Origin of the sequence: Aurantimonas sp. E1-2-R+4 (genome assembly GCF_036549515.1) — a bacterium.
Classification (GTDB): Bacteria; Pseudomonadota; Alphaproteobacteria; order Rhizobiales; family Rhizobiaceae; genus Aurantimonas; species Aurantimonas coralicida_A.
In genome coordinates this window covers 1-26,329 of the sequence record NZ_JAZHLK010000003.1, presented here as the reverse complement: position 1 = coordinate 26,329, position 26,329 = coordinate 1, and the positions used below count along the sequence as shown (strand labels likewise).

At 66.6% G+C, this 26,329-nt stretch carries 23 protein-coding genes and 1 pseudogene; 4 read left to right on the top strand and 20 right to left on the bottom strand.

What is annotated here, in order from left to right; translation table 11 throughout:
• Positions 1–96 precede the first annotated feature (96 nt).
• Entirely contained in the window at positions 97–1,089 is a 993-nt protein-coding gene (locus VQ045_RS02260; RefSeq protein WP_331829016.1) for a DUF3179 domain-containing protein, read from the top strand.
• A gap of 14 nt (positions 1,090–1,103) precedes the next feature.
• Here the strand turns inward: VQ045_RS02260 and VQ045_RS02255 are convergent.
• Both VQ045_RS02255 and leuD read right to left on the bottom strand, forming a co-directional pair.
• Positions 1,104–1,491: pseudogene (locus VQ045_RS02255) on the bottom strand (RidA family protein).
• A 70-nt stretch (positions 1,492–1,561) separates the two neighbouring features.
• Complete coding sequence (leuD, locus tag VQ045_RS02250; RefSeq protein WP_331829015.1) at positions 1,562–2,167, bottom strand: 3-isopropylmalate dehydratase small subunit; 606 nt, start codon at positions 2,165–2,167, stop codon at positions 1,562–1,564.
• A gap of 132 nt (positions 2,168–2,299) precedes the next feature.
• Here leuD and VQ045_RS02245 point away from each other — a divergent pair, with 132 nt between their 5' ends.
• The 3 genes from VQ045_RS02245 to VQ045_RS02235 all read left to right on the top strand — a co-directional run bounded on the left by VQ045_RS02245 (position 2,300) and on the right by VQ045_RS02235 (position 3,649).
• Complete coding sequence (locus VQ045_RS02245) at positions 2,300–3,184, top strand: HpcH/HpaI aldolase/citrate lyase family protein (protein ID WP_331829014.1); 885 nt, start codon at positions 2,300–2,302, stop codon at positions 3,182–3,184.
• Entirely contained in the window at positions 3,181–3,387 is a 207-nt protein-coding gene (locus tag VQ045_RS02240; RefSeq protein WP_327646911.1) for a DUF1737 domain-containing protein, read from the top strand. Before VQ045_RS02245 ends, VQ045_RS02240 begins: the two co-directional genes overlap by 4 nt.
• 61 nt (positions 3,388–3,448) lie before the next feature.
• Positions 3,449–3,649, top strand: coding sequence for a hypothetical protein (locus VQ045_RS02235; RefSeq protein ID WP_327646910.1), 201 nt, complete (start codon positions 3,449–3,451; stop codon positions 3,647–3,649).
• A gap of 8 nt (positions 3,650–3,657) precedes the next feature.
• On the opposite strand, the gene VQ045_RS02230 is transcribed toward VQ045_RS02235, so the two are convergent.
• From VQ045_RS02230 to VQ045_RS02145, 18 genes are all read right to left on the bottom strand, one after another.
• Positions 3,658–4,080 (bottom strand): metallopeptidase family protein, encoded by a 423-nt coding sequence (locus VQ045_RS02230; RefSeq protein ID WP_327624261.1) that lies wholly within the window; start codon positions 4,078–4,080, stop codon positions 3,658–3,660.
• A gap of 39 nt (positions 4,081–4,119) precedes the next feature.
• Positions 4,120–5,415 (bottom strand): c-type cytochrome, encoded by a 1,296-nt coding sequence (locus VQ045_RS02225; RefSeq protein ID WP_327646909.1) that lies wholly within the window; start codon positions 5,413–5,415, stop codon positions 4,120–4,122.
• Positions 5,415–6,125, bottom strand: coding sequence for a cytochrome c oxidase assembly protein (locus tag VQ045_RS02220; protein WP_327646908.1), 711 nt, complete (start codon positions 6,123–6,125; stop codon positions 5,415–5,417). Before VQ045_RS02220 ends, VQ045_RS02225 begins: the two co-directional genes overlap by 1 nt.
• The gene (locus VQ045_RS02215; RefSeq protein WP_327624264.1) at positions 6,122–6,502 is read right to left on the bottom strand and encodes a hypothetical protein; all 381 of its coding nucleotides are present in this window, start codon (positions 6,500–6,502) and stop codon (positions 6,122–6,124) included. The genes VQ045_RS02220 and VQ045_RS02215 overlap by 4 nt, the downstream gene beginning before the upstream one ends.
• Before the next feature lie 10 nt (positions 6,503–6,512).
• Positions 6,513–9,074, bottom strand: coding sequence for a cytochrome c oxidase subunit I (gene ctaD / locus VQ045_RS02210; RefSeq protein WP_327650947.1), 2,562 nt, complete (start codon positions 9,072–9,074; stop codon positions 6,513–6,515).
• The gene (gene coxB, locus VQ045_RS02205) at positions 9,071–10,144 is read right to left on the bottom strand and encodes a cytochrome c oxidase subunit II (protein ID WP_331829013.1); all 1,074 of its coding nucleotides are present in this window, start codon (positions 10,142–10,144) and stop codon (positions 9,071–9,073) included. The genes ctaD and coxB overlap by 4 nt, the downstream gene beginning before the upstream one ends.
• 134 nt (positions 10,145–10,278) lie before the next feature.
• Positions 10,279–13,713: an error-prone DNA polymerase gene (locus VQ045_RS02200; protein WP_331829012.1), complete on the bottom strand. Its 3,435-nt coding sequence runs from the start codon at positions 13,711–13,713 to the stop codon at positions 10,279–10,281.
• Positions 13,710–15,185: a DNA polymerase Y family protein gene (locus VQ045_RS02195; RefSeq protein ID WP_331829095.1), complete on the bottom strand. Its 1,476-nt coding sequence runs from the start codon at positions 15,183–15,185 to the stop codon at positions 13,710–13,712. Before VQ045_RS02195 ends, VQ045_RS02200 begins: the two co-directional genes overlap by 4 nt.
• Positions 15,186–15,333: 148 nt before the next feature.
• The gene (locus VQ045_RS02190; RefSeq protein WP_327624268.1) at positions 15,334–16,311 is read right to left on the bottom strand and encodes an ImuA family protein; all 978 of its coding nucleotides are present in this window, start codon (positions 16,309–16,311) and stop codon (positions 15,334–15,336) included.
• A gap of 239 nt (positions 16,312–16,550) precedes the next feature.
• On the bottom strand, positions 16,551–17,777 hold the full coding sequence (locus VQ045_RS02185; RefSeq protein WP_331829011.1) for a YeeE/YedE family protein: 1,227 nt from the start codon (positions 17,775–17,777) through the stop codon (positions 16,551–16,553).
• Between the two features lie 111 nt (positions 17,778–17,888).
• Positions 17,889–18,716 carry a metallophosphoesterase family protein gene (locus VQ045_RS02180; RefSeq protein WP_331829010.1) on the bottom strand — a complete coding sequence of 276 codons (828 nt, stop codon included), beginning with the start codon at positions 18,714–18,716 and terminating at the stop codon, positions 17,889–17,891.
• Positions 18,713–19,546 carry a 4'-phosphopantetheinyl transferase family protein gene (locus tag VQ045_RS02175; RefSeq protein ID WP_331829009.1) on the bottom strand — a complete coding sequence of 278 codons (834 nt, stop codon included), beginning with the start codon at positions 19,544–19,546 and terminating at the stop codon, positions 18,713–18,715. The genes VQ045_RS02180 and VQ045_RS02175 overlap by 4 nt, the downstream gene beginning before the upstream one ends.
• Before the next feature lie 215 nt (positions 19,547–19,761).
• The gene (locus VQ045_RS02170) at positions 19,762–20,409 is read right to left on the bottom strand and encodes an SH3 domain-containing protein (protein WP_331829008.1); all 648 of its coding nucleotides are present in this window, start codon (positions 20,407–20,409) and stop codon (positions 19,762–19,764) included.
• A gap of 113 nt (positions 20,410–20,522) precedes the next feature.
• Positions 20,523–21,461, bottom strand: a complete 939-nt coding sequence (gene gshB, locus VQ045_RS02165) for a glutathione synthase (protein ID WP_331829007.1) — start codon at positions 21,459–21,461, stop codon at positions 20,523–20,525.
• A gap of 224 nt (positions 21,462–21,685) precedes the next feature.
• Complete coding sequence (locus tag VQ045_RS02160; protein WP_331829006.1) at positions 21,686–22,711, bottom strand: glucokinase; 1,026 nt, start codon at positions 22,709–22,711, stop codon at positions 21,686–21,688.
• Between the two features lie 84 nt (positions 22,712–22,795).
• Entirely contained in the window at positions 22,796–23,800 is a 1,005-nt protein-coding gene (gene mepA, locus VQ045_RS02155; protein ID WP_331829005.1) for a penicillin-insensitive murein endopeptidase, read from the bottom strand.
• A 147-nt stretch (positions 23,801–23,947) separates the two neighbouring features.
• Complete coding sequence (locus tag VQ045_RS02150) at positions 23,948–24,934, bottom strand: Gfo/Idh/MocA family protein (protein WP_331829004.1); 987 nt, start codon at positions 24,932–24,934, stop codon at positions 23,948–23,950.
• A 99-nt stretch (positions 24,935–25,033) separates the two neighbouring features.
• Positions 25,034–26,035 carry an adenosine kinase gene (locus VQ045_RS02145; RefSeq protein WP_331829003.1) on the bottom strand — a complete coding sequence of 334 codons (1,002 nt, stop codon included), beginning with the start codon at positions 26,033–26,035 and terminating at the stop codon, positions 25,034–25,036.
• Positions 26,036–26,329 lie beyond the last annotated feature (294 nt).

Below are 26,329 nucleotides of genomic sequence, written 5' to 3'. Positions count from 1 at the left end.
ACGCCGAATCGTAAAAGCGTGACTCGCTTGGGCCCCGGCCGACGCGCACAATCGCGCAAAAGAATTGCCGCGTGTGGGCGAGAGCGGGAGGATGTAATGTATTTTCGGTGGGCAACGGGTGCATTTGTCGTCGCGCTGACTGTGCTGATCTGGACCGGGTTGGCCGGCGCCAATCCCGCGCGGTGGACAGCCGAAGGCTGGCGGACCGATTTCTCCAAGCAATCGGTCGATCTGACGGAAATCATCTCGGGCGGCCCGCCGAAGGACGGCATCCCGGCGATCGACGATCCGCGCTTCGTGACGGCTGTAGAGGCGGATAATCTCCAGCCGCGCGAGCCGGTAATACAGCTGACCGTCGGTGGCGAGACCCGGGCCTATCCCTTGAGCATCCTGATGTTCCACGAGATCGTCAACGATACGGTCGCCGGCATTCCCGTCGCCGTCACCTATTGTCCGCTCTGCAACGCGGCGATCGTCTTCGAGCGCGAGCTCGGTGGCACGGTTCTCGACTTCGGCACGACCGGGAAGCTGCGCAATTCCGACCTCGTCATGTACGACCGGCAGACGGAAAGCTGGTGGCAGCAATTCACCGGCACGGGGATTGTGGGAGCCATGACCGGCAAGACGCTCGACGTCATCCCCTCGGGCCTCGTCTCCTGGCAGGCGTTTTCCAAACGCCATCCGGACGCCAAGGTGCTGGCGCCGCCGACGAGCATGAGCCGGCCCTATGGCCAGAACCCCTATGTTTCCTACGACAGCTCGGCGATGCCGTTCCTCTATCGCGGCGAGATGCCGGATGGGATCGAGCCGATGGCGCGCGTGGTGGTCGTGCGCGCCGCCGGGAGCAACCAGCCGGTCTCCATCGTCTCGCTGGGAAAGCTGCGCGAAGCCAAGAACCTCGAGCGCGGCGGTTATCGCCTGAGCTGGGAAGAAGGCCAGGCCTCGGCGCTGGATACGCGCGAGATCGGCAAGGGCCGGGAGGTCGGCACCGTCAGCGTCAGCGGACCGGACGGCAAGCCGGCGGTCCACGACATCACCTTCGCCTTCGTCGCCCACGCCTTCCATCCGGAGATGACGATCGAGGGCTAGTGGATCGGGCCGGGCTAGCCGCGAAAGGCCGTCGCCTCGATCTCGACCTTCATCTCCGGCCGCAGCAGGCCCGCGACGATCATCGTCGCGGCAGGGCGGATGTCCGCGAGCCAGCGGCCGGTCACCGCGAAGACCTCGGAGGCCAGCGCGGCGTCGGTGACGCTATAGTTGATACGCACGATGTCGGCGAAGGTAACCCGCCTCGCGCAAGGCCGCGTCGATGGTGCGCAGCACGTTTTCCGCCTGCTCGGCGGCGCTGTCGGGCATTTCCATCGATGTATAGTCGTAGCCGGTCGTGCCGGCGACGAAGCACCAGTCGCCGACCGCGACGGCGCGGGAATAGCCGGCCTGCTTTTCGAACGGAGAGCCGGTGGAGATGAGGCGGCGGTTCGTCGCATTCATGGCGTTTTGACCTTGCGATCGTTTCGACAAAGACGCCCGGTTCAATCCAGCCAACCGGTCACCGTCCACCTCAGGCCCAGGGGCGGCGCTCGGCCAGCGCGGTCTCGTAGCTGGCGATCGAACCCGCCTTCTCCATGGTCAGGCCAATATCGTCGAGACCGTTGAGAAGGCAATGCTTGCGGAACGGGTCGATCTCGAAGGAGATTTCGCCGCCGTCAGGCCCGGCGATCGTCTGGGTCTCCAGATCGATGGTGAGGCGCGCATTGGCGCCGCGCTCGGCGTCGTCCATCAAAAGATCGAGTTGTTCCGGCGCGACGCGGATCGGCAGGATGCCGTTCTTGAAGCAGTTGTTGTAGAAGATGTCGGCGAAGGACGTGGAAATCACGCAGCGGATGCCGAAGTCCAAGAGCGCCCAGGGCGCGTGCTCGCGCGACGAGCCGCAGCCGAAATTGTCGCCTGCCACCAGGATCTCGGCGTTGCGATAGGCGGGCTTGTTGAGCACGAAATTGGGGTTTTCCGATCCATCCTCATTGTAGCGCGGCTCGGCAAACAGACCCGTGCCGAGGCCAGTGCGCAGGATCGTCTTCAGATAATCCTTCGGGATGATCATGTCCGTATCGACATTGACGATCGGCAAGGGGGCGGCGATCCCGGTCAATTGGTCGAACTTCTGCATCACGGTCTTCCTTCGTCACGGCGGCACATCGTTGCGCGGTGGAATAGCATTTCGGCGCTCGGTCGCAAACTCCGACGCGTTTTGCAGCGGCGGCGATTGCCTGTTTCGTCTGAATCGGCGATGAGTTTCGCCATGATGACATCATTGCGCCCCCGCCGCTCGCTTCTGTTTGTCCCCGCCGCGAATGCGCGCGCGCTGGAAAAATCCGGCGGCCTTGCCGCCGACGCGCTGATCTACGATCTGGAGGATTCCGCCGGTCCGCGGGAGAAGCAGGCGGCCCGCGACAGACTGGCGGCCCATCTTGGCGCGGACGGTTTCGCCGGTGAGCGTATCATCCGGGTCAACGCGCTCGACACGCAATGGGGCGCCGACGACCTGCGGATGGCGGCGAAAGCCGGCGTCGACGCCGTCCTGCTTCCCAAGGTCGAGACGGTCGAGACGCTGCGGCAGGCCGCCAAAACGCTGACAGAGGCTGGGGTGCCGGACAGCGTGAAGCTGTGGGCGATGATCGAGACGCCGCTCGGCATCCTCGATGTCGGCGATCTCGCCGCCGCGGGATCTGACACGCGAGTGACGGCCCTTATGGTTGGCCCCTACGACATCGCCCTATCGACGGGCATTCAGCCCGGCCCCGACCGGGCCGAACTGATGCCCTGGATCATGCAGATCATGGTGGCGGCGAAAGCCTATGGGATGGCTGTGCTCGATGGTCCCTATGCCAATTTCCGTGATGAGGCGGGCTTTGCCGCCGAATGCGCGACGGGGCGACGGATGGGCTTCGACGGCAAGACGCTGATCCATCCCTCGCAGATCGCGGCCGCCAACACCGCTTACTCGCCCGATCCCGCCGCCGTCACTTGGGCTGAGCGGATCGTCGAGACCTTCGCCGCACCGGAAAACGCCGACAAGGGCGTGCTGCAGATCGAGGGACGCATGGTCGAGCGGCTGCATCTCAAGCAGGCGCAAATCCTCTTGGCGATGCGCGACGCGATTGCCGAACGGGAGGCGGCGCGATGAAGCTCTACCGCTTCCTGTCGGGGCCGGACGATTCCGCCTTCTGCCACAAGGTGTCGCTGGCGCTGTCCAAGGGTTGGGAGCTGCATGGCTCGCCGACCTACGCCTATGACGCGGCGATGGGCACGATGCGCTGCGGCCAGGCCGTGGTGAAGACCGTCGCGGGCAAGGATTACGACCCGGCGATGAAGCTCGGCGAACAGTAGGCGCGCCGGTGAGGCCAATGCGTCACGGCTATGCCATGTGCGAAGACTGCGCCGCCGCAGCATGAGGCCATCGCTGGAATCCGCCATTGGTTACGGGATCGGCTGTGCGCTTGTCGGCCTTGCCGCCTTTGCCGTGATCGCCGTCCTTGCCGTCGTGGCGATGGCCTTTCCGCTCACCCTGACGATCGTCCTCGTCAGCCTGGCTGTGCTGGCCCTCCTGCGGTGGCGGCAAAACCGGGCGACGTTCAAGACGAAGCGATAACGGGCGGTTCAGGTCACGCTTGCCTCGAGCGCTTCCATGTCGTCGTCCGACAGGCCGAAATGGTGGCCGATCTCGTGGATCAGCACATGCGAGACAAGGGTACCCAGGGTTTCCTCGTGCTCGGCCCAATAATCCAGGATGGGCCGGCGATATAAAAGAATGCGGTTCGGCATCTCTCCGGTGACCGGGCTGTCGATATCCCCGATCCCGCGGCCCTCGAACAGGCCGAGAATGTCGAAGGGGCTTTGCAACTCCATCTCGCGGACCACGTCGTCGTCGGGAAAGTCCGCGACGTAGAAACGAATCTCGCCGGAGAGCGCCCGGAACTCATCGGGAAGTTCGGCATAGGCCTTGATCGCGATCGCCTCGACGACGTCGAGGCCCGGCGCCATCGATGTTTCCCAGGACTGTGCGTCGGCGCTGCTATCCATCAAGGCTCTCTCGGTTGTCGTTCATGCGTCGTCGCCCGCTCAACGGCCGACCGGCTGGGCGGCATACCACGCGGCGACCGCAGCGATCTGTTCATCGGTCATGTTGACCGCGATCGGCGTCATCAGGTGCGAGAATTGCGTACCACCGCGGACGCCGTCCTTCCATAGTTCCAGATGTGTCCGCGCGTACCATTCCGGCTGGCCGCCGAGATAGGGGTAAAGCGGGTTCTTCGCCCGTCCCTCGGCGCCGTGGCAGCTCTCGCAGGAGGGAATCTTGCGGGCCGGAAGGCCCTCCAGGGCAATCTTTCGTCCGAGATCGCGCATGGCCGCCGCGTCTTCCGGGAGGCCTCCGGCCGTCGCGGTGGAGACGACGGCGTTTCCGCTGCGCGTGTCGGGCGGAAATATCTGCGCCGGAACGCCATCGGCGGGCGTGCTTGCCGGTTCCGTTTCGGCCTCGGCGACCTGACCGGCCCGGGCGGGGCTCTCCCTCGGCTCATCGGAACCGCGCTTCACTGGCTTGCCAGCATACCATTCGGCCAGCGCGGCCAGTGTCGCCTTGTCATAGCGCTTGGCCGGCGGCTGCATCAGGCCGGAATGGCGGAAGCCTTCCGAATAGGCCCTGAGCGTTGCCAGAAGATAGGCTTCAGGCTGACCGGCGATGATCGGGAAGGCGCCGGCGGCGTCTTTCTCGCCTTGGCCGAGGCCGTCGCGCCCGTGGCACCGCGCGCAATCCGCCAGTGCGTTCGCGAAGATGCCGTCGAGCCCGGCCGTCGCCTCGCCGCCGGCTTGCAGCTTTTCATCGCCGCGTTTGCCGCCGAGGGCGAGCTCGGCGTAGCGCTCGGCCGTCATCTCGGGAAGCGCGCGCAGGAAGGCGACCTGCGCCCAGACCTCGTCGTCCCGCTCCTGGGTCACCCAGGCGGGCATACCCGAATATTTGATGCCGTATTTGGCGATCCAGAACAGCTCGCGGTCTTTCCAGTCGCCGACCCTTTCGGCGAGCCGCGGCGGATGCGGCGTCATCGACAGGGAGACCGGCGATTGCGGCACGCCGGGGGCGCCATGGCAGGGGGCGCAACCTGTGGCGAAATGCCCCGCCGCGCGTTGCACGAGCGCCGGATCGTCGAGGTCGATGTTCTCGGGAACGGAAATGGTCAATGACTGGCGCGCGACGGTGTTGCGCATGGTCCAGTTCAAGAACCAGCCGACCGGCGCGAAATGTCCCGTGGACGCCGCGATGGAGACCATGCCGGAAAGGCTGACGGCGAAGGCCAGCGCGACGGCGCCGACAGCGGCGAGGAGAAGCTTCTTCCAGGTGAGGATGAAATCGATCCGCATCAGCCGGTCCCACCGCTGGGCGTTTGCTCGCGCAGGATCGAGGCGAGAAGCGCCAGTCCGCCTGTCAGATAGGCCGCGCCGCCGACGAGTAACATCAAAACGCCGCCGAACTGCTGGTCGCCCAGCGGCGTCAGCGCGGCGGCGGGGGAACAGAGTTCGGCGCAGGCATAGAGCGGGCGCGGCGCCAGCAAGAGCAGGGCGCCGAGCAGCGTCATATGCATCGAGGTGACGAGAAGGGCGACGACGCCGGCGGCGCGCGCGGCCGGCCGGCCGGCGCCCGCCGCCCCGATGGCGCTGGCCCACAGAAGGATGCCGGCGGCAAGGAACGAGGCCTGTTCGAGGACGAAGATCGATGCGTCGACGCGCGCCGCGTCGTGCAACGCCGGCGCGTGCCAGGCCCAGACCGCGACGAACTCGACCAGCGAGGCGGCGATGGCGACAGCCGGAGAAAGCCCGGCGATCAAACCGGGAAAGGCGCGCGCCAGGCCGAGCGCGAGCAGCGGCGCGGCGAGGACGACGAGGCCCATATGCAGCGCCATATGGGCAGCGAAGGAGCCTCGGGCGCTCTCCGGCAGCGGCCCGAACCACAAAAGCGTCAGCAGGAGGACGCCGGCGACCAGTGGCCAGAACCGCGTGATACCCGGCCACTTGGATGCCGCCGGGGTCATGGCCGGACCATAGTCGGCAAGAATGGGCGCGCCGGTTCTCATCGGCAGTCCGCGTTGATCAGCACCGGCAGGGCAACGAAGAGCACCGCGACGAAGGACAGCGCGGCGAGTAGTACGGTGGAGAACTCCAGAAACCGCTCGCGCCCCGCCCCGCTATCCTCGTCGTTGTGAAAACCGCTGCCGCCTTCCGTGCGCCATTCGTGCAGCGCCCGTCGGAAGACGAGGCCGATCAGCACCAGCGCAAGGAGCGTCACGATCGCGATGGCGATGCGGGCGCCGCCGATGGTCTCGAAAACCTGGACATTCGGCGCGCATGCATAGGCCGCGAGTACGTAGGAGACGAGGAAGTGCAGCGCCCAGACCGTCGGCGGGGTGATCAGCGTCCAGAGATTGTCGCGGGTCTGTCGGTTGGTGTTCATCGCCCTCTCCTCAGACCGCCAGCGGGAAGAGCGCGATGGTCGCAACGGTGATCAACGCAGTGGCCGCCATGAAGTGCCAGTAGAGCGCGACATTGGCGATATCGATGTCGTAGACCGGCGTCAGCCGGCCGGCGAGCGATCGCGCCAGGCAATAGCCGAGCATCAGTGCGCCGACGGCGCCGTGGACCGCTGTCCATATGACCAGCACCCAGACCGTCGCCGGATAGACGTGGGTGACCGGATCGAGACCGGTGACGTACGGTGCCCAGACGAGAGCCGCTCCGCCGCCAAGGGCCAGCAAGGCGCCGCCGCCCATGAGCGCCCGCGCCATGCCGACCGAACCGGCGCGGTTGATTCTGAGCGCCAGGCGGGCGGCGATCCACCCGCCTGCAAACAGCGCCAGCGCGATCAACGGCCAGACCAACCCCGGCCCCTCGATACCGGCCGGCGGAAAGTTTTCGTGGATGGTAAAAAAGAAAAAATAACCGAACACCAGCGACAGGAAGGCGGTGCCGTCGCCGACCATGGTGATGAACATCGCCCACCAGCCGACCGATTTCGGGCCGGAAAGATAAAGCGGCAGCGTCAGCCCGCGGCCCACATCCTTGTCCGGTTTCTCCGGGATGATGGCGGTGCCGCGCCACAGCCAGACGAGAATCGCGGCGGTCGCCAGCACCATCGCCGCGATGGTCGCCAGCCACCAGTGGAAGGTCGCGAAGATGAACACCGCGCCGAGGAAGATCGCCGCCCACATGGTCATGAAGGTCGGGCCGGGAACCCGCAGGCACTGTTCCGGCGTCGCGTCGAGGACGCCGGTCACCATCGTCTCGCGCTGCATCTCCTCGGCGTCCGGCATGTAGAAGCGTCCCATGTCGACGTCTTCCATGAAGTTCGGCTGCTCCCACAGCGGATAGCGGGTCGTGACGAGCGGGATCGAGCGCACCCCCCAGCCCTTGTCCTCGGTCTCGGCCAGCCATTCCAGCGTGCCGGCGTTCCAGACATTGCGCTCGGCACGCGGCAGATGGCGGCTTGGCCGCAGCACGTCGAAGACGACGACGAGGAAGCCGGCGGCAAAGACGAAGGCGCCGACCGAGGAGATCAGATTGGGAATGTCGAGCCCGAGGTCGACGGGATAGGTCCAGATGCGGCGGGGCATGCCCATCAGCCCCGACCAGTGCATCGGCAGGAAGGCGACGTTGAAGCCGACGAACATCAGCCAGAAGGCGATCTTGCCAAGGCCGTCGGACAGCTTTCGTCCCGACAGCATCGGCCAGAAATAGTAGATGCCGGCAACGACCGGAAACAGCATGCCGCCGATCAAGACGTAATGGAGGTGTCCGACGATGAAATAGGTGTCGTGGGCCTGCCAGTCGAAGGGCGCGAGCGCGACCATGACGCCCGTGAGGCCGCCAAGGACGAAGATCGCCAGCGCCCCGGAGACGAACAGCATCGGCACCCGATAGATCACCCGGCCGGTCAGGAGCGTCGCCAGGAACACGAAGATCTGGACGCCGGTCGGGATCGCCACCGCCTCGGACGCGGCCGAGAAGAAGCCGAGCGAGATCGCGGGGAGGCCGGTGGTGAACATGTGGTGGACCCACAGGCCGAACGACAGAAAGCCGGTGCCGACAGCGGCGAGCACGATCCAGGAATAGCCGAGGATCGGGCGCCGCGCGAAGGTCGGAACGATCATCGCCAGAAGCGCGATCGCCGGCAGAAAGACGATGTAGACCTCAGGGTGTCCGAAGATCCAGAACAGGTGTTGCCACAGCATCGGGTCGCCGCCGCGCTCGGGGTCGAAGAACGGCCAGCCGAACAGGCGCTCCAGCTCGAACAGGATGTCGCCGGCGATCAGCGGCGGGAATGCGAACAGGATCATGCCGGCGACGACGAGCACATACCAGGCATAGAGCGGCATCAGATTGAGCCGCATGCCGGGCGGCCGGCATTTCAGCGTGCCGACGATCAGCTCCACCGCCGCGGCGATCGAGGCGACCTCGATGAAGGAGAGGCCGAGCAGCCAGATGTCGGGACCATATCCCGGCGTGAAGCGCTCCTGCGTCGTCAGCGGCGGATACATGAACCAGCCGCTGGCGGGCGCCGCGTCGAAGAAGATCGAGCCGGTGACGAACACTCCGCCGATGAGGAAGCACCAATAGCCGAAGGCCGAAAGGCGCGGAAACGGCAGGTCGCGCGCGCCCAGCATCTGCGGCAGGATGACGATCGCCACCGCCTCGAAGATCGGCACGGCGAACAGGAACATCATCACCGTGCCGTGCAGCGTGTAGACCTGATTGTAGAAACTGGCCGACAGGAAGTCGTTGTCCGGAACGGCGAGCTGCACGCGGATCATCAGGCCGAGAACGCCCGCGAACAGTAAGAAGGCGAAGGCGGTGGCGGTGTACCAGATCCCCACCTCGGTGTTGTTCACCGCCGACCAGTAGCGCCAGCCTTTCGGCGCCTTCCAGACCTCGATCAGTCGCTCCTCCTGGGCGCGGCGGACGGCCGCGTCCTCCTGGTCCTGATGGGTGGCGCCGGTCACGCCAGGCTTGCCGAACGCGGTCTCGCTCATCGCAGCGCCCCCAGCCAGTTGGCGATGGCGGTGATCTCGGCTTCGGGCAGCATGGCGAAGGCGGGCATTTCGGCTCCCGGCTTGAGATGGGCGGGGGAGCGGATGAAGGCGGCGATATTCGCCGGCGTTGTCTCAAGCAGACCCGCGCCGATGGTTTTCCGCGAGGCGATATGGGTCAGGTCCGGCCCGACGGCGCCGTCGGCCGGCGTGCCGCGCACCGTATGGCAGGCGCCGCAGCCGCGTTCGACGAACCGCTCGGCGCCCTCGCCCTCGGTGACGGCGGCCGGCTGGCTCTGGGCCTCGACATAGTGGGTGTAATTGGCCCCCGAGACGACGACGACGCGAAATCCCATCTGGGCGTGGGCGTCACCGCAGAATTCGGCGCAGACGCCGTTGTAGACGCCCTCGCGGGTCGGCTCGAGCACCAGCCGGTTGACCCTGCCGGGAATGGCGTCGGTCTTGCCGGCGATGGCCGGCACCCAGAAGGAATGGATCACGTCCGGGCTGCCGAGGAGAATTTCGGAGCGGCGGCCGACCGGCAGCCAGAGTTCGTTGGCACTCTCGACGCCGCCGGCAGGCAGGCTCTTGGCGACGCCCGGTTCGCCTTCGACGCCGTAGGCGATACGCCACCAGAAGCGCTCGCCGGAGACCGCGATCTTTGGCCCGTCCGCTTCGCGCCGAAGTTCCGGCATCATGGTGAGGCCCCAACTCAAGAGGGCGGCCAAGACGATGGTGGGGACGACGGCACCACCCCAGATGATCAGCCGGATTCCGGTCGCTTCGCTGTGAGCCGCGGGATTGACCCTGGTCGCGTAGACCGAGAGGCCGATGACGAGCAGCCAGATGACGACAGCCCCGGCGAGCATGACCCAGAACAGGGTCGCGACGTTGGCGGCTTCGGTTCCGGCGGCTTCGAATGTCGATTGCGGACCGGCACAGCCGGCGGTGAGGACCGGAATGAACCCTGGGGCGAGCGAACGCGCCCATCGGCGCGCCGGCAAGGTGCGGTTCGCGGCGGCAAGCTTTGCGATCCGTTGCGGTCGGCCTGTGGTCGGCCGCGATTCCGGCATGGGTCCCCCTGTCGTTCGGCGTCGCGGAACATTTCGACGGCGTCAGCGCGAAGATAGCAAGGTCGTCGGATTCGGCCAGAGCCTGATTGGTGAACCGGCGATCGATCGCGCGCCTAAGGGGCATCGCGGTTCGCTCATTGAAAATTCCGCCCCTTCGGCAGCACCTGTCGCACGGACCGATCGGCAAGGCCTGGACGATGCGCCGGGTCGGGTGTCGCGAGCATGGAGCGGTGGCGGGCAAGCAGTCTTGCCTGACCGCGCTGTTCGTCGACCGGTCGGCGGATTTCGTCGGCCCGGGCCAGCGCGGCCCCGAGCGAGGCGACGACCTCGGAGTTTTCGTCCATTTCGGCCTCGCCGACCGCGGGGACGTCGCCGCTGGCGATCAGCAGCGGCGTCAGATCTTCGATGTCGTCGGCGACGACATGGATCACCCCCCGGTCGGACTGCATTCGTCCCGTCACCTTGACGAAGCGCGCGCCGAGGACGACCGGACGTAAGCGCTCGAAGATTTTCGGCCAGACGATGATGTTGGCGATGCCGGTCTCGTCCTCGATGGTCATGAAGATCACGCCCTTGGCCGAGCCCGGCCGTTGGCGGATGAGGACGAGCCCCGCGACCGCGACGCAGCTGCCCGAACGCAGCGTTGCCAGCGTCTCGTTGGCCAGCACGCGTCTCCGTTCCAGCGCGGCGCGCACGAAGGAGACCGGATGCGCCTTCAGGGAGAGCGACAGGAAGCGGTAGTCGTTGAACACCTCCTCGCCGACCGGCATCGGCGGAAGATGCGCGTCGGGTTCGTCCTGCAGATCCTTGGCTGAAGCGCGCTCGAACAGCGGCAGGCGCTCGGCCGCGCCGTTCGGATCGAGCGCCCGGCAGGCCCACAGCGCGTCGCGGCGGCTGAGGCCCAGTGAGCCGAAGGCGTCGGCGTCGGCCAGCCGTTCGATCGTCGCGCGTTTCAGCCCCGAACGCAGCCACAGATCGCGGATCGAATCGTAGCCCGGCCCGCGCGCCGCGACCAGCACCGCCATCTCCTCTGCGCCGAGTCCCTTGACCTGGCGAAAGCCGAGACGGACGGCGTGACGGGTCCGGATGGCCTCCCGCATCTCCAAATGCCGGGCCTTCATGCCGCCGGGATCGAAGCGGGCCGCCTCCAGCGTCTGGTCGAAGGCGGAATGATTGACGTCGACCGGCCGGATGTCGACGCCGTGCTCTCTGGCGTCGCGGACGATCTGCGCCGGGGCATAGAAGCCCATCGGCTGGGCGTTCAAAAGCGCGGCGGCGAAGACGTCGGGATAATGGCATTTCAGCCAGCAGGAGGCATAGACGAGCAGCGCGAAGGAGGCGGCGTGGCTTTCGGGAAAGCCGTATTCGCCAAAACCCTCGATCTGCTTGAAGCAGCGTTCGGCGAAGTCGCGCTCATAGCCGCGCGCGACCATCCCCTCGACCAGCTTCTTCTGGAAGGTGTGGATGGTGCCAACCCGGCGAAACGTCGCCATGGCGCGGCGCAGCTTGTCCGCCTCGTTCGGCGTGAAGCCGGCGGCGACGATGGCGATCCGCATCGCCTGTTCCTGGAACAGCGGTACGCCGAGGGTGCGGCCGAGCACCTCGCGCAGCTCCTCCTTCGGATAGCTGACCGGCTCGATGCCCATCTTGCGCCTGAGATAGGGGTGGACCATGTCGCCCTGGATCGGGCCGGGCCGCACGATCGCCACCTCGATGACGAGATCGTAGAAGCATTCGGGCCTGAGCTTCGGCAGCATCGACATCTGCGCCCGGCTTTCGATCTGGAAGACGCCGAGCGTGTCGGCCCGCTGGGCCATCCGGTAGGTCGGCGCGTCGTCCGCCGCCAACGACAGATCGGCGAGGCTGAGCGTCACGCCGTAATGGCTTTCAAGCAGATCGAAGCCGCGGCGCAGGCACGACAGCATGCCGAGGGCGAGAATGTCGATCTTCAGGATGCCGAGTGCGTCGAGATCGTCCTTGTCCCATTCGACGATGGTGCGCCCGTCCATGCCGGTGTTGAGGATCGGCACGACTTCGTCGATGCGGCCCCTGGTGATGACGAAGCCGCCGACATGCTGGGACAGATGCCGGGGAAAGCCGGCGAGCTCGGTGGCGAAGTGGAGGACATTCGTCGTGGTCGGATCCTCGGCCGTCAAACCGGCCGCCGCGGCTTCGCGCTCCCCGAGATCGGAGGAATGGTAGCCCCAGACCGATCCGGACAGCGCCGAGACCGCGTCTTCCGACAGGCCGAAGGCCTTACCGACCTCGCGGGCGGCCGAACGGGCGCGATAGGTGATGACAGTGGCGGCGATGGCGGCGTTGTCCCGGCCGTAATGATCGTAGATGTACTGAATCACCTCCTCGCGGCGCTCGTGCTCGAAGTCGATGTCGATGTCGGGCGGCTCGCGCCGATCCGACGAGATGAACCGTTCGAACAACAATCCGGCGCGTTCTGGCGAGACCTCGGTGATGCCGATGCAGAAGCACACCACCGAATTGGCCGCCGAGCCGCGTCCCTGGCACAAAATGCCTTGGGAGCGGGCGAATTCGACGATGTGGTGGACGGTGAGGAAATACGGCTCGTATTTCAGCTCCCCGATGATCTGAAGCTCATAGTCGATCTGCCGGGTGACGCTCGCCGGAACGCCCTCGGGATAGCGCCATTTGGCGCCGTCATGGGCGAGAAAGCGCAGTTCTTCCGCCGGGGTGCGGGCCAGCTTGAGGGCTTCGTCCGGATATTTGTAGCGAAGGCTCTTCAGGTCGAAATCGAGTTCGGCGAAGAAGCCATTGGCGGTCTCGACGGCTCCCGGATAGGCGCGAAACAGCCGGGCGATCTCGTCCGGGGCCTTCAAATGCCGTTCGGCGTTGCGCGACAAAAGGCGCCCGGCCTCGGCCAGCGGCACATGCTCGCGGATCGCGGTCATTACGTCCTGCAGCCGCCTTCGACCCGGCGCATGGTGGAAGACGTGGTTGGTCGCCATCAGCGGCGTGCCGCGTTGCTCCGCAAGGCGGGCGGCGCGGGCGAAGCGGCGCTGGTCGAGCCCGTCATGGGCCAGCGCGGCGGCAAGCCGCACGGCGCCTGGAAAGGCCGAGGCGAGCGCCTGGAGGGCGCGGGCGAGGCGGGCTTCGGCGAGGTCCGCTCCGGCTTTCTCGTCATGGCCGAGTTCCGCCGGAGCCAGGGCAGCGAGATTGAGGCCGTCACCCCATTCGAGCAAGTCGGACAGATGCAGGACGCAATCGCCCTTGCGGGTTCGCAGGTTGCCGAGGCTGAGCAAGCGGCAGAGCCGGCCCCAGCCGGCGCGATCGCGCGGATAGGCCAGAATGTCGGGAGTGTCGTCGGAAAAGACCAGCCGGGCGCCGGGTGCGTAGGCAAGGCCGGCTTCTCGCGCCGCCTGATGGGCGCGCACCACCCCGGCGACGGTGTTGCGGTCGGCAAGGCCGATGCCGCTGAGGCCGAGCCGGTAGGCGGTGACGACCAGTTCCTCCGGCTGCGAGGCGCCGCGCAGGAAAGAGAAGCAGCTGGCGACGCCGAGTTCGGCGAATGCGGGCGGGGCCGGCGCGGGTGTCATGCGAAGATTCCGTGCAGATACCAGGCCGGACGCGGGGCCGGCCGCTGCCATTCGGGATCGACCGCCGGGTCGGCCCAGCCGGCTCGAAACAGCCAGAAGCGGCGGCCGTCGGCATCCTCGATCCGGTAATAGTCGCGCGCGGCCTCGCCCGCGTCCCGCCACCATTCGACGCCGATGCGCTCCGGCCCCTCGGCCCGGCGCACGATGTGCAGCGCCCGGCGCCAGCGAAATTGCAGCGGCGCGCCGTCCGGCACCTCGAAGCTTGCCTCGATGGGCTCCGGCAGGGCGAGCAAACGGACCGGCCGGGGCGCGCCAGCTGGCGCAGGGCTCTGCCGGGCCGCGAGGGGGCCGACATTGCCGGCGCCCACCGGTCGCCAGCACTCGGCCCGCTCCGGCCAGTGGCTGTCGGCGGCTTCGATCCGCAGGACGCTGGCCTCGCCCAGGCGGGCGCCGAGCCGGTCGATGAGGCCGCCGAAAGCGTCGACGGCCGCGTCGGCGCCGGACAGATCCGTCTGCACGTCCGGCATCGGCGCGGCTTCGAACACCGCCAGCTTGACGAGATCGTAGCCGTAGCCGGCGTCGAACTCTTCGCCGAGGCCCTTCATGCGCTCGCGAAACAGGCGTTGCACATGGCCCGGCTCGCGTACCGGCCGCGAGGCGCCGACGGCGAGCCGGTTGACCTGTCCGTCGACGCGAAACAGCGACAGTTCGAGCCGCCGGGCGCCGACGCCGCGGCGCGCCAGATCGTCCCGCAACCGTTCGGCGAGGAGGAAAAGGACGCGCTCGACATCCTCGATCCGGCTGATCGGCTCGAACAGCCGGCGCTCGGCGGCAAGCTCGGGGATCGGCCGGCGGGGTCTGATCGGCCGAAAGACCCGGCCAGCCGCTTCATCGAGGCGGGTCAAAAGATCCTCGCCGAAGCGCCGGGCCAATCCAGCGCGCGGCAGCGACAACAGCGACCCGACCGTTTTGAGACCGAGCCGCCGCAGCATGGCGGTCAGCGTCGCATCGAGCCGCAGCGCGGCGACGGGCAGCGGTGCGATCGCAGCCTGTTCCGCGCCCGCCGCAATAATGCTGGTGGCGCCGGGGCCGACCAGGGCAAGCGCCGTGCCGGCATGGCTGGCAATCGCGGCCGACGCCGCGAACCCTTGCTGGAACAGGCGGGCGAGGAGGTTGTCCATCAGCGCTTTTTCGCCGCCGAACAGATGGGCGCAGCCGGAAATGTCGAGGAAAAGGCCATGCGGCGGGTCGAGGGCGACGAGGGGCGTGTAGCGGTCGCACCAGTCGGCAAGGGCTGTCAGCAACCGCGCGTCGGCCGGCGGATCGGCGAGGATGATCGCTAGGCCGGGAAACCGCGCCCGCGCTTCGGCCAGTCCGACCCCCGGGGATACCCCGCCGGCCTCCGCCCGCTCGCAGACAGCAGCGATCCGGTTGGCGTTGGCGACCGTCTCGTACAGCGCCAGCGGCGCCATCGGCGTGTCGCCGGCCGCCCCTTCCGAGGTGACTTCGGCGAGGCCGCGTGTCTCGTAGCGCGCGCGGTTCGGCGGCCGCAGGACGGTATCGAGCCGGCCCCGATCGATCCCGGTTTTGCCCGGAACCGAGGGTAAATGCGCGCTATCCTCACGACGCGCGCTGGAGCGCCACGAGCGACCCAGCGTCTCGCGCCGGATCCGGTCGGTCGACAGGCGCGGCAGCGAGAGGGCGAGGAAGCGCGGTTGCACGCTCTGGGCGAAGCGGGTCGAAACGTCGCTCATGGGGGTTCCACTCCAGACTGAAATGCCGCGGCCGGCCATCGCGGGATTTTTCGACCGTGACGGCGAACACCGGATGGCCGATGAGCTTTTGATGATTGGCGAGGTCGGGAACGAAAGCCGCCGGCGATGGCCGCACGCGCAGCCTGAGCGGCGCCGCCGTCGCCTCGGCGCGGGCGCTCTGGCGCAAGAGCAGGAACGGCAGGCCGGCCTCACGCGCGCGAAAATGCAGTCGCCGCGTGCCGTCGAGGCCGAGCCGCGCCGGATTGCCGCGCACTTCCAGGATTGCCATCGTCAGCGCCGACGAGGCGGCGGCCTCCTCGCCGGCCCAGGCCGCGTCTTCCAGCCGGCGGGTTCGCACTATGCAAAGTGCGCTCGGATCGAGGCCGAAGCCGGCAAGGCCGGGCCAATAGGGCAGGCCGGCTTCCGAAAAGGCCAGGCTGTCGCCGATCCACAAAAGCGGCTTGTCCGGCCGGGCGCCGAAGCGGATGGCCAGGGCAAGCGCAAAGCCGGCCAGCGTTCCGCCGTCGCGGGTTTCGTCGAGATGGATTTCGGTCAGGCCGGCGGCCGGAAAGCCGCCGCCGAGCGCCGCGTCGGCCGTCGCGCAGCCGAGGGAATGCAGTTTGAGCGCGCTGCGGCGTGCCGGCTTGGTGGCCTTCGCCGTCGCCGTTTCGTCCGCTGGCTCCAGGCGGGCGACCGGCTGGCCCTCGATTCGGGCGATCTGTTCGCGTAACCGGGCAAGGGCCGAATTCCTAGAACCGGCCGCCGTCGCGTCATTCGCCGCGGACCGCGTCCGCGCCGAGGGGATGTCCGCCAGCCGGGCCGGCCAAGCATCGCTGACAGCCATAGGATCTCCTTCGGCCGCAAGGGTTTGCGGCCGTCTAGCCTCTGGATAAGAGGTTTTGTTCGTGATATGTTCCTATAGATTCCAGAGGGTGATGGGAGAGTCAAGCGGAGTCGTCTGCGTGATTATTTTCCTTGTCGCCGACTACGAAAACGCCGCGGCATGATGCCGTGGCGCTTCAGGAAGCCGGTGGAGGGGATGGGCTCAATCGTGGGACCTGTCGTCGCGAGCTTTAAGATTCGTCAGGCCGTCTTGGCCACGCCGGGGCGCTCGTCGACGAAGAAGAACCGCCGCAAGCGCACGCCGAGCATCGACCCGAGATAGGCGGCGGCAAGCCAGAGCCAACCGTGCAGGCTGCCCGAGGCGATGCCGCCGAAATAGGCCCCGATGTTGCAGCCGAAGGCGATCCGGGCGCCGTAGCCCAGTAGCAGCCCGCCGATCACCGCGGCCAGGACCGAACGGCGCGGAATGGCGAAGTTCGGCGCCAAGCGCCCGGCGAGCGCGGAGGCTAGCAGGGCGCCGAGAATGATGCCGAAATTCATCACCGAAGTGACGTCGGAGAAGACGCTGGAAGACAGCGCGGTGGCATTGCCGGGCTGCTGCCAATAGGCCCAGGCCGTCGGATCGATACCGAAGAGCTGCGCGCCCTTCGCTCCCCAAAGGGCGAATGCCGAGGTGATGCCCCAGGGCCGGCCGGCCAGCGCCAAGGTGACGAAATTGAGAAGGGCGAGCAGAACCGCGCCGGCTATCAGGGGCCAGGGGCCACGGGCGAAGCGCGACAAGCCGGTATGCGGACTGTGTTCGGCGCGCTCCAGGGTGCCGTGACGGCGCCTTTCCACCAGAACCGTGACGAGGGCGATCGCGGCGAACAAGGCGAAGGACAGGACGATCGCGACCGGTGCGCCGAAGACCGTCACGATCGAGACGGGTGCAAAGGCCGGCAATGCCGTCCACCAGTCGAAATGGACTGTCGCCAGCACCGAGCCGACGATGAAAAAGAACAGGGTGATCAGCATTCGGGCATTGCCGCCGCCGGCAGTGTAAAGCGTACCGGAGGCGCAGCCGCCGCCCAGCTGCATGCCGATGCCGAAGATGAAAGCGCCGACGAGCACAGACACGCCGATCGGCGACACGAAGCCGGCGACCGGTTGACCGAACAGGCTGCCAGCTGCCAGGGCCGGAAAGAACAGCGCGACGGCAACGGCAAGCATCACCATCTGGGCGCGAAGGCCACGGCCACGGCCATCGCGAATGAGATTGCGCCAGGCCGAGGTGAAGCCGAAGGCAGCATGGTAGAGGACGAGGCCGAAAGCACCGCCGACCACGAACAGGGCTGCGATGCCCGGACCATAGCCGAAGGCGAGCACGAGGGCCCCCAGCAGCACGAGGCCGGAGGCGGTCAAAACGGCGGGGCCGGCTACACGCCGTTCACTCGTGCCGAGTGGTTCCGAAAGGGTGGTGGTTGTCATGAGGGTTTCTTTCGCCCGGTTTACATCATTGCGCTCAAAGATGGTCTGCCGAACGATGTATGGCGACGCATGGAATGGCGCCGGTTGGTCAAACCGGCGAACGTCTTTCTGCTAAATAGTCCGCCCTGGAAAACTGATCCTTCGCACCGCCTCGTCCGGTTCGATGCGGCCGTGCCATTGCTTCGGATAGCCGAGCGAGACCTCTTCGAAGACGACGCCGTCGATCATCCGGCTGGAGCGGATGTGGATGTGGCCGGAGATCACCGCGCGGGCGGCAAAGCGTGTGTGCCAGTTTTCGGTTCGCCGCGTGCCGCACCAGAGCGAAAAGCGCGGAATGCGCGGCAGGCGGGCCAGCTCCTCGCGCAATGGCCAGTGATTGATCAGCACGGTCGGCAGCCCGTCGTCGAGCGCTTCCAGCCGCTGTTCGGTGAGGTCGCAGCGCGCCGCGCACCACGCGCTCCGGCTGTCGAAGGGTGCCGGCGACAGAAGCTGCTCGTCGGCGCAGCGGATACCGGCTTCCCGCGCCCAGGCGACGGCGGCGTCCAGCGGCACATAGTCCGGCCGGAACGAATAATCGTAGAGCAGGAACATCGGCACGATCCGTACAAGCGTGCCGTCGATTTCGGCGACCGGATAGGGGTCTTCGGGCGTCAGCACACCGCGCTCGCGGCAGAGAGCGACGAAGCGCTGGTAGCGGGCTTCGCCGCGGAGCGCGGTTCCTCGCGAGGCGATCGACCAGAGTTCGTGATTGCCCGGCACCCAGACGAGCTGTTTGAATTTCGGCTGCAGGGCGTCGAACGCCAGATCCAGATGGCGTTCGGTCTCGCCAACGTCGCCGGCCAGAATCAACCAGTCGTCCGGTCGTGCCTTGATCGTGTGGATCGCCTCGCGGTTGGTCGGATGGCCGAGATGCAGATCGCCAACGGCGAAGAGTTTCACGAGGCTGGCCCGCCCGCATCCGCGTTACTCATCGCCATCGCATCCAGCGGCATAACGACGGGTTCGAGCTCTTCGATCAGGTCGGTCAGCGGCACCGTTCTGAGAAAGCGGATCGGCGGCAGGCGATCCCGTGGCGAGACCGCGAGCGCCAGCCTGTGCTCGGCGGAAACCCGCCGCCTGAGAAAGGTCCAGCGGGCGGGATCGTCCGGGCAGCTCGGCGCGAATCCGATCGTCGGCGTTTCGCCTTCCAGATCGAAGGAGAAGCCGTCGAGCGGCAGTGCCAGCCCCATGCCGCGCGCCTTGATATAGGCTTCCTTGAGCGTCCAGAAGGCGAAGAAGCGCTCGCGCAGGTCCGGGCCGTCGGCGGCGCGCACGTAGGTCGCCTCTGCGGGCGAAAAGTAGCGGCCGGCAAGATCCCGGACGGCACTGTCGCGGCCGACCGTCTCGACATCGACGCCGAGATCGCAATGCCGGGCGACGGCGAGCGCCGCGAGGCCGCGGGTGTGCGAAAGATTGAAGGTAAGTCCGTCGTCGCCACCGGAAATGTCCGGCCGGCCGTAGCGGTTCGCCGTAAAGCGCCAGGCATCGGGCGGGACGGGCCGGTAGCGCGACAAGGTGGCGCGGAGGAGCGCCTTGCCGACCAGGAACTCTTCGCGCGCCCCATCGACGCGGTAGCGCTCATAGCGCTGGCGTTCGCCCGCGTCGAGAAGCGCGCGATAGGGCGCGTGCAATGCCGGCGCAACGTCGGGCAGGAAGGTCAGCCAGACGTCGACTCCGTCGAGCGGCAGGAACGGTGCATGGGGCGGGGCCTCGCGGTCGGCGGTCTGCAATGGCACTCCTCGAGGATTGCGGCAGGTCGGGCACACGGGTCGGAGCGGCGGGCCCCCGGCGAGAATAGCGCGGCTGTAATCCGTGTAGCTTATCGCCCGGCTGAGCAGAGGTGAAGCGCCGCCGGTGCGGATTCGGTCCGCATGCCGGTAGTGTGTTCAAAACGAAACGAGGCGCGGGGGTGGCCGCGCCTCGTTGATGTCATGGGATGGAAGGATCAGTTCACACGATAGAGCGGAACAATCGGTTCCGGCTGCTCTTCGATGCGCTCCCGGCGCTCGTCGCGCCTCTCGATCCGGACGTCGTCGCGGCGCTCCTGGCGGAACTCGCGGCGATCGTCCCGACGCTCTTCCTGACGGAGTTCGCGGCGACGCTCCGCCCGGCGTTCGCGGCGGACATCGTCCCGATCGTCGAAGCGGTCGCGATCCTCGATCCGGTCCCGGTCGCGGCGATAACGCGGGCCGTAGATGCCGTCATAGCGGTCGCGCTCGCGATAGAAGCGGCGGGCGCGATAGTGGTCGTCCCAATAGCCGCCGATGGAGAAGCTGATCACCGGTGCCTCGATCGCCCGGATCGCGCGTTCGCCGGTGTAGCGGCGGGGGCCGCCGGCATAGGCCAGATAGTTCGACGACATCCAGCCGCGCTGGCCGTCATAGCCGACGTCGCACCAGGAGCGGTTCTCCAGGCACCCGTAGACGCGGACCCTGTCGCCGCCCCCGACGACGTCGACCGCCGGGTAACGGGTGGAGGGGCCGGCGCGCAGATTGACGTCGGCGGTGGCGATGGCCCGCGCCGCGGCGTCGGCCGTTGCCGGAAGGGCGAAGCCGCCGACGACGGCGAGCAATCCGAGTAGCATCTTGTTCATGGCATGACCTCGCGAAGCTGAGATGGATATCTAGTGTCGCGGTCAGTAAGCCATGGTTTACCCAAACGGTTCCGGAACAAGATTGTTATCCGCCGTTCAGGATTGTCGTTGCATCAGCGCTTGGCCTCGATCGCGTTCCACAGAAGCGCGGCGATGTCGGCACCACCGAAGCGCTTTACCTCGCGGATGCCGGTCGGCGACGTGACGTTGATCTCGGTCAGATAGTCGCCGATGACGTCGATACCCACGAACAAGAGGCCTCGCTCCTTCAGCGCCGGGCCGATCCGCTTGCAGATGTCGCGCTCGCGCGCCGTCAGTTCGGTCGCGGTGGCCGTGCCGCCCACATGCATGTTGGAGCGCGTGTCGGTTTCGGCGGGAACCCGGTTGATGGCGCCGGCATACTCCCCGTCGACGAGGATGATGCGCTTGTCGCCCTTGCGCACGTCGTCGAGATAGCGCTGCACGATATACGGCTCGCGGAACAGCACGCCGAAGGTTTCCATGAACGACGTCAGGTTGCGGTCGTCCTTTCTCAAGTGGAAGACGCCGGCGCCGCCATTGCCGTAGAGTGGCTTCATGACGATTTCGCCGAACTCGGCGCGAAAGGTCGCAACCTCCTCCGGGTCCTTGGTGATCAGCGTCTCCGGCATCAGATCGGCGAATTCCATGACGAAGATCTTCTCCGGCGCGTTGCGCACCGAGGCCGGATTGTTGACCACCAATGTCTTCGGATGAATGCGCTCCAGGATGTGGGTGGAGGTGATGTAGGCCATGTCGAAGGGCGGATCCTGGCGCAGCAGGACGACATCCATCGCCGCCAGATCGACTTTCTCGGATGGCCCGAGGGAGAAATGGTTGCCCTCTTCCTCGCGCAACTCCATCGCCTCGACCCGCGCGGTGACCTGGCCGCCACGCATCGAGAGCTGCTCGGGCGTGTAGTGGAACAGTTGGTGGCCGCGGTTCTGCGCCTCGAGACAGAGCGCGAAGGTGGAATCGCCCTTGATCGAGATCGAGGCGACATGGTCCATCTGGACCGCGACTTTCAGCGCCATGCGGAATGTCCTTCGCTTTGGAGCGTCCTGCGTCCATTCGAACGCACAAAGGACGCTCCAATATTTTGATTGAGCATCGGAAGGATCCAAAAACCGGATGCCACTTTTGGGTCCGATGCTCTAAACGGCTTTGCGTCGCTTGCGAGGTAGCGCCTCAAGGTTGGCGGGCAATGGCCGGACATCTTGTCATCGTATCCCGAAGCGTGGGTCTGCCGGCTACCCGCTCAGACGGCCCAGCGCCGCCCCGTCGTCTCGAGGCCGAAGAAGCGCGGCGTGCGGGCGTATGTGGCGAGTCCCGCGAGCGCGGCGAGCGGCTCGGTGACGACGAATAGCGGGATATCGCGCATCAGCGCGGAATGCGGTGCCTTATCCTCGAAGGCGGCGCGGAGTTGCTCGGACTTGAGGATCGGGATGATGCGCTGGAAGATGCCGCCGGCGATGAAGACGCCACCGCGCGCCATGAAGATCAGCGCCAGATCGCCGGCAACCCGCCCGAGATAGGTGGCGAACAGATCGACCGCCTCGATCGAAAGGGGGTCTTTTTGGTTGACTGCCGCTTCGGTGATCTCGGCCGGTGTCGTGTGGACCGGCTCCGCCCCGTCCGCCGCCGCGATGGCGCGGTAGAGATTGACCAGCCCGCGTCCGCATAGCACCTGTTCGCCCGACACCCGACCTTCGATGGTCTCCAGATGCGGCCAGATCGCCAGATCCCGCTCGGTGCGCGGTCCAAGGTCGATGTGGCCGCCTTCGCCGGCGACCGGAATCCACATGTTGCGCGCCCGCACGAGGCCCGCGACACCGAGGCCGGTGCCCGGGCCTACCACAACCCGGCTGGCGCCTTCATGGACCTCACCGCCGCCGATCTGCGTCCGCGATTGCTCGCCGAGCGAGGAGATCGCCAGCGCCTGCGCCTCGAAATCGTTGACGACGATCACTTCCTTGATGCCAAGCCCGGCCAGCATCTGTTGGGGACGAATGACCCAGGGCGAGTTGGTGAGGTCGATCTCGTCGCCGTCGATCGGTCCCGCGACGGCCAGCACTGCCGATTTCGGCTGCACCGATGTCTTGTCGAGCACGGTCGCCTGGATGGCGTCGTCGACCGTCTCGAAATCGGCGGTCTGGATGACTGGGAACATCTTGGGCTCGGCGAAGGAATCGAGAAGCAGCGCGAAGCGTGCATTGGTGCCGCCGATATCGCCGATCAGGATCGGAAATTTCAACGCGTCCGTGCCGTCACGCCGTTGTTCCATAGGATGTCCGCTTCAATCGATTCGTATGCCGATCGACATAGGACACTGCCGTGACGAACGCAAAACAAACTGGTTGCGGCCGGGTCAGCGAGTCGGCCGGTTCGTCGGAATTGGTATGGAACCAGAGGGCGCATAGGCGAGCCCGACAGCGGCGGCAGTGGCCCTCGTGCTCGTCGCAGCGATCATGCTGCCCGTCGAGCCCATCGCCGGCGCATTCGCCACCGCGCGGCACTGGCGAGGTAGGTCGGCCAGGGTCATCTCCGGCTTGGGTTTCGCCGGCTTGGCGTTCGGCGGTGGCGGCTGCAGGGCCGTGTTGAACCACCAGTCGAGATCGCCGCAGCCATCGCCCCGACCAGTGGATTTCTGCTCGGTACAATTCGGCGATCCGGGCTGGCAGAACAGCCGGACGTGGAAGTGCTCGTGATGGCCGTAATAGGGCCGCACCTTGTTCAGCCAGGCGCGGTCGTCGCCGGCCGTCTCGCAGAGCTTCTTCTTGATGCCCGGATGGACGAAAATCCGCTGCACCTTGGCATCTTCGGCGGCGAGCTTGATCAGATCGTGGTAGCGCGAATTCCAGATCCGATCATCGACCTGGAAGGTGCCTTTCTTCAGGACCGAGCGGAACGGGAAATCCTCCCGTGCCGCGGCGGTGAGGCGCGGGGTCGGCATCGGCTGCAGCCAGATGTCGAGATCGAGGCCGATCTGGTGGGAACTGTGCCCCGAGGGCATCGGGCCGCCGCGCGGCTGCGACATGTCGCCGACCAGAAGTCCTGGCCAGATGCCGCGCCGGGCCGCTTCGCGGGACAGGTTCTCGATGAAGGCGACCGTCGTCGGGAGGCCGTAATGCCGGTCGCGCGACAGACGCATCGCCTGCCAGGTCGGCCCATCGGCGGCAAGCTGCGCGCCGCCCGCGAGGCACCCCTTGGTGTAGAAGCCGAGGCTCTCCGCCGGAAGCGCCGCCGCCGTGTGCTGGGCGCTGAAGACCTGTTTCGCGTTCGGCTCGGCGGACGCCTGTCCGGCCGCGGTCAGAAACGCCAGCGTGGCCGCGATACCGGCTGCCGCGCGACGCGTTGGTGAAGCAGGCCGCATGGATGGTCCCTCAAGCTGGATGACGTCGCCGATGCTACGCGCGCCGGATAGCCCGAGGCTTGCCGCGCACGATCCGCGCGACGTGGTCCTGCGTCACGATAGCGCTGACAATCTCGCGACAGGATGTGCCGATTTCATGGCCGCCGGTCAGGCTAGCGTTACCCAATCGCCCGTTTGCCCGGCCGTAAACAGCGCGTCGATCGCGGCCTGGTTGCGGCGGCTGGATTCCAGCGGGAAAACGCTGCCGTTTCCGTCCACCGCCTGGCCGAACGCCTCGACCTGCAGGCGGTACTGATCCGCCCCCGGAAAGCGGAAGGTCTGCGTCAGCCGGTGGTCGCGATCGTGCAGCAGCACCTTGTCGCCGTCGTAGAGGCTGGCATTGAACGGTGCCGCAAGCTCGATAAAGCCATCCTCGCCATGAAAGACGATGGTCTGGCGCTGCGCCATGCGGGTCCCGAGATAGACGCTCATCTCGAAATCGCCGAAGTCGACCGTGCCGGTCACGAAAGAGTCGGTGCCGAACGCGTCGTCGGTCACGACCTTGGCTCGGACACGCACCGGCTCCTTGCCGGTCGCGAAGCGCGCGGTGACGAGCGGATAGACACCGATGTCGCGGAGAGCGCCGCCGCCGAGTTCCGGCCGGTTGCGCATGTTGGCGGGGTCGACATTGTGGTAGCTGAACGACGCCTCCACATGGATCAGTCGCCCGATCGCGCCGTCGGCGATGAGCTCGCGCACCTTGGCCCATTGCGGGTGATAGGTGACCATGAAGGCTTCGGACACGACGACTCTTGCGTCCTTTGCCGCCGCGATGATGCGGTCGATGTCCGCGGCGGTCATGCCCATCGGCTTCTCGCAGAGCACATGCTTTCCCGCCGCGATCGCCTTTAGGGTCCATTCCGTATGCTGGGCCGTCGGCAGCGGCACATAGATCGCATCGACATCGGGAGATGCAAGCAGTTCGTCATAGCTGCCATAGGCGCGCGGGATGCCGAAGGCAGCCGCGACCTCTTGCGCGCGCTCAAGATCGCGGCTGGCGATCGCCGCCAGCGAAGCATTGGTTGCCTTGCCGATCGCCGGCATCAAATGCTCCCGCGCGATCTTGGCGGTCGACAAGATTCCCCATCTGAGCATGTCGCGTATCCCTCACAGCGTTCGAAATGACGTCGCAAGCACTCTTCCCGACCGTGACCGGCGCACCGCCTGAGCGATGGGCCGGCCGCAACCGCGTGGTCAGCCGCCGAGCACCGCCTTCACGTCCGGCAGATCCTTCAATGGCGTCTGCGGACGCGGGCCGATCTGCCCGATGATGTGGCCGGCGGCGGCGACGCCAAGCCGGGCGCTCTGCTCGTGGTCGAGACCCATCGTATAGCCGCGCAGGAAACCGCTGGCGAAAAGGTCGCCCGCGCCTGTGGTGTCGAGGATTTCGGGGATCGCCAGCGCCGGCACCGCAATGCGCTGGTCGCCCTCGACGACGATGCAGCCCTTTTCGCTGCGGGTCACGGCGCAGAAGCGTTTGGTGTCCTTCGCCAGCTGGTCGAGCGCGCTGTCGAGATCGTTCACTTCGTAAAGCGACAGCGCCTCGCTCTCATTGGCGAAGACGATGTCGACGGTGCCCGAGCGCATGAGGTCGAGGAATTCGTCCCGGTAGCGATGGACGCAGAACGCGTCGGACAGCGTCATCGCGACCTCGCGGCCATTGTCGTGGGCGATCCGCGCCGCCTCGACGATCGCCTGCTTGGCGCGCGGCGGATCCCATAGATAGCCCTCGAAATAGGTGACCTTCGCGGCCGCGACGACGGCCGGATCGATATCCTCCGGGCCGAGCTCGACGCAGGCGCCGAGATAGGTATTCATCGAGCGCTGGCCGTCCGGCGTGACCAGGATCATCGAGCGGGCCGTCGGCGGATGACCGTCGAGCGGCTTGGTGGCGTAGTGGACGCCGAGGGCGCGGATGTCGTGGGCGAAGATTTCGCCGAGTTGGTCGTTGGAGACCTTGCCGAAATAGGCACCGGTTCCGCCGAGGCTGACGAGACCGGCGACGGTGTTGCCGGCGCTGCCGCCGGACATTTCGATGCCGGGACCCATGACACCGTAGAGATGCTCGGCGCGCTCGGTATCGATGAGCGTCATGCCGCCCTTCTGGATCGCCTCGCGTTCGAGAAAACCGTCGTCGGCGCGCGCGATGATGTCGACGATCGCGTTGCCGATCGTGAGAACGTCGTAATCTGTCATGATGGGGTCCGTCGTTGAAATCGCGATCCTGACTACTGTGTGAGCCGCGATCTGGCTAGGGTAGCGTCACACCAACAGTTTCGAGATGTATTCGGGCCGACGCGTCGCATCTCCTAAAAACGGAACTTCGCGTAGTCGACGGTGGCATCTGCATCGCGTCCGGGTCGCCATCTTTTAGCTTGTTATACCAACGGGAGCGAAGGCCGACTCTTCGGGGATTCCCAAGCTGACAGAATTCTGAATCACTGTGACAAACGGAGGTTTGTCATGGCAGCACCGGTTCCCCTTCACACG

Excerpts from the sequence above, each read along its gene's own strand:
- VQ045_RS02260 (WP_331829016.1), top strand. The coding sequence starts at position 97 with ATGTATTTTCGGTGGGCAACGGGTGCATTTGTCGTCGCGCTGACTGTG.
- leuD (WP_331829015.1), bottom strand. The coding sequence starts at position 2,167 with ATGCAGAAGTTCGACCAATTGACCGGGATCGCCGCCCCCTTGCCGATC.
- VQ045_RS02245 (WP_331829014.1), top strand. The coding sequence starts at position 2,300 with ATGATGACATCATTGCGCCCCCGCCGCTCGCTTCTGTTTGTCCCCGCC.
- VQ045_RS02240 (WP_327646911.1), top strand. The coding sequence starts at position 3,181 with ATGAAGCTCTACCGCTTCCTGTCGGGGCCGGACGATTCCGCCTTCTGC.
- VQ045_RS02235 (WP_327646910.1), top strand. The coding sequence starts at position 3,449 with ATGAGGCCATCGCTGGAATCCGCCATTGGTTACGGGATCGGCTGTGCG.
- VQ045_RS02230 (WP_327624261.1), bottom strand. The coding sequence starts at position 4,080 with ATGGATAGCAGCGCCGACGCACAGTCCTGGGAAACATCGATGGCGCCG.
- VQ045_RS02225 (WP_327646909.1), bottom strand. The coding sequence starts at position 5,415 with ATGCGGATCGATTTCATCCTCACCTGGAAGAAGCTTCTCCTCGCCGCT.
- VQ045_RS02220 (WP_327646908.1), bottom strand. The coding sequence starts at position 6,125 with ATGAGAACCGGCGCGCCCATTCTTGCCGACTATGGTCCGGCCATGACC.
- VQ045_RS02215 (WP_327624264.1), bottom strand. The coding sequence starts at position 6,502 with ATGAACACCAACCGACAGACCCGCGACAATCTCTGGACGCTGATCACC.
- ctaD (WP_327650947.1), bottom strand. The coding sequence starts at position 9,074 with ATGAGCGAGACCGCGTTCGGCAAGCCTGGCGTGACCGGCGCCACCCAT.
- coxB (WP_331829013.1), bottom strand. The coding sequence starts at position 10,144 with ATGCCGGAATCGCGGCCGACCACAGGCCGACCGCAACGGATCGCAAAG.
- VQ045_RS02200 (WP_331829012.1), bottom strand. The coding sequence starts at position 13,713 with ATGACACCCGCGCCGGCCCCGCCCGCATTCGCCGAACTCGGCGTCGCC.
- VQ045_RS02195 (WP_331829095.1), bottom strand. The coding sequence starts at position 15,185 with ATGGCGCCGCTGGCGCTGTACGAGACGGTCGCCAACGCCAACCGGATC.
- VQ045_RS02190 (WP_327624268.1), bottom strand. The coding sequence starts at position 16,311 with ATGGCTGTCAGCGATGCTTGGCCGGCCCGGCTGGCGGACATCCCCTCG.
- VQ045_RS02185 (WP_331829011.1), bottom strand. The coding sequence starts at position 17,777 with ATGACAACCACCACCCTTTCGGAACCACTCGGCACGAGTGAACGGCGT.
- VQ045_RS02170 (WP_331829008.1), bottom strand. The coding sequence starts at position 20,409 with ATGAACAAGATGCTACTCGGATTGCTCGCCGTCGTCGGCGGCTTCGCC.
- gshB (WP_331829007.1), bottom strand. The coding sequence starts at position 21,461 with ATGGCGCTGAAAGTCGCGGTCCAGATGGACCATGTCGCCTCGATCTCG.
- VQ045_RS02160 (WP_331829006.1), bottom strand. The coding sequence starts at position 22,711 with ATGGAACAACGGCGTGACGGCACGGACGCGTTGAAATTTCCGATCCTG.
- mepA (WP_331829005.1), bottom strand. The coding sequence starts at position 23,800 with ATGCGGCCTGCTTCACCAACGCGTCGCGCGGCAGCCGGTATCGCGGCC.
- VQ045_RS02150 (WP_331829004.1), bottom strand. The coding sequence starts at position 24,934 with ATGCTCAGATGGGGAATCTTGTCGACCGCCAAGATCGCGCGGGAGCAT.
- VQ045_RS02145 (WP_331829003.1), bottom strand. The coding sequence starts at position 26,035 with ATGACAGATTACGACGTTCTCACGATCGGCAACGCGATCGTCGACATC.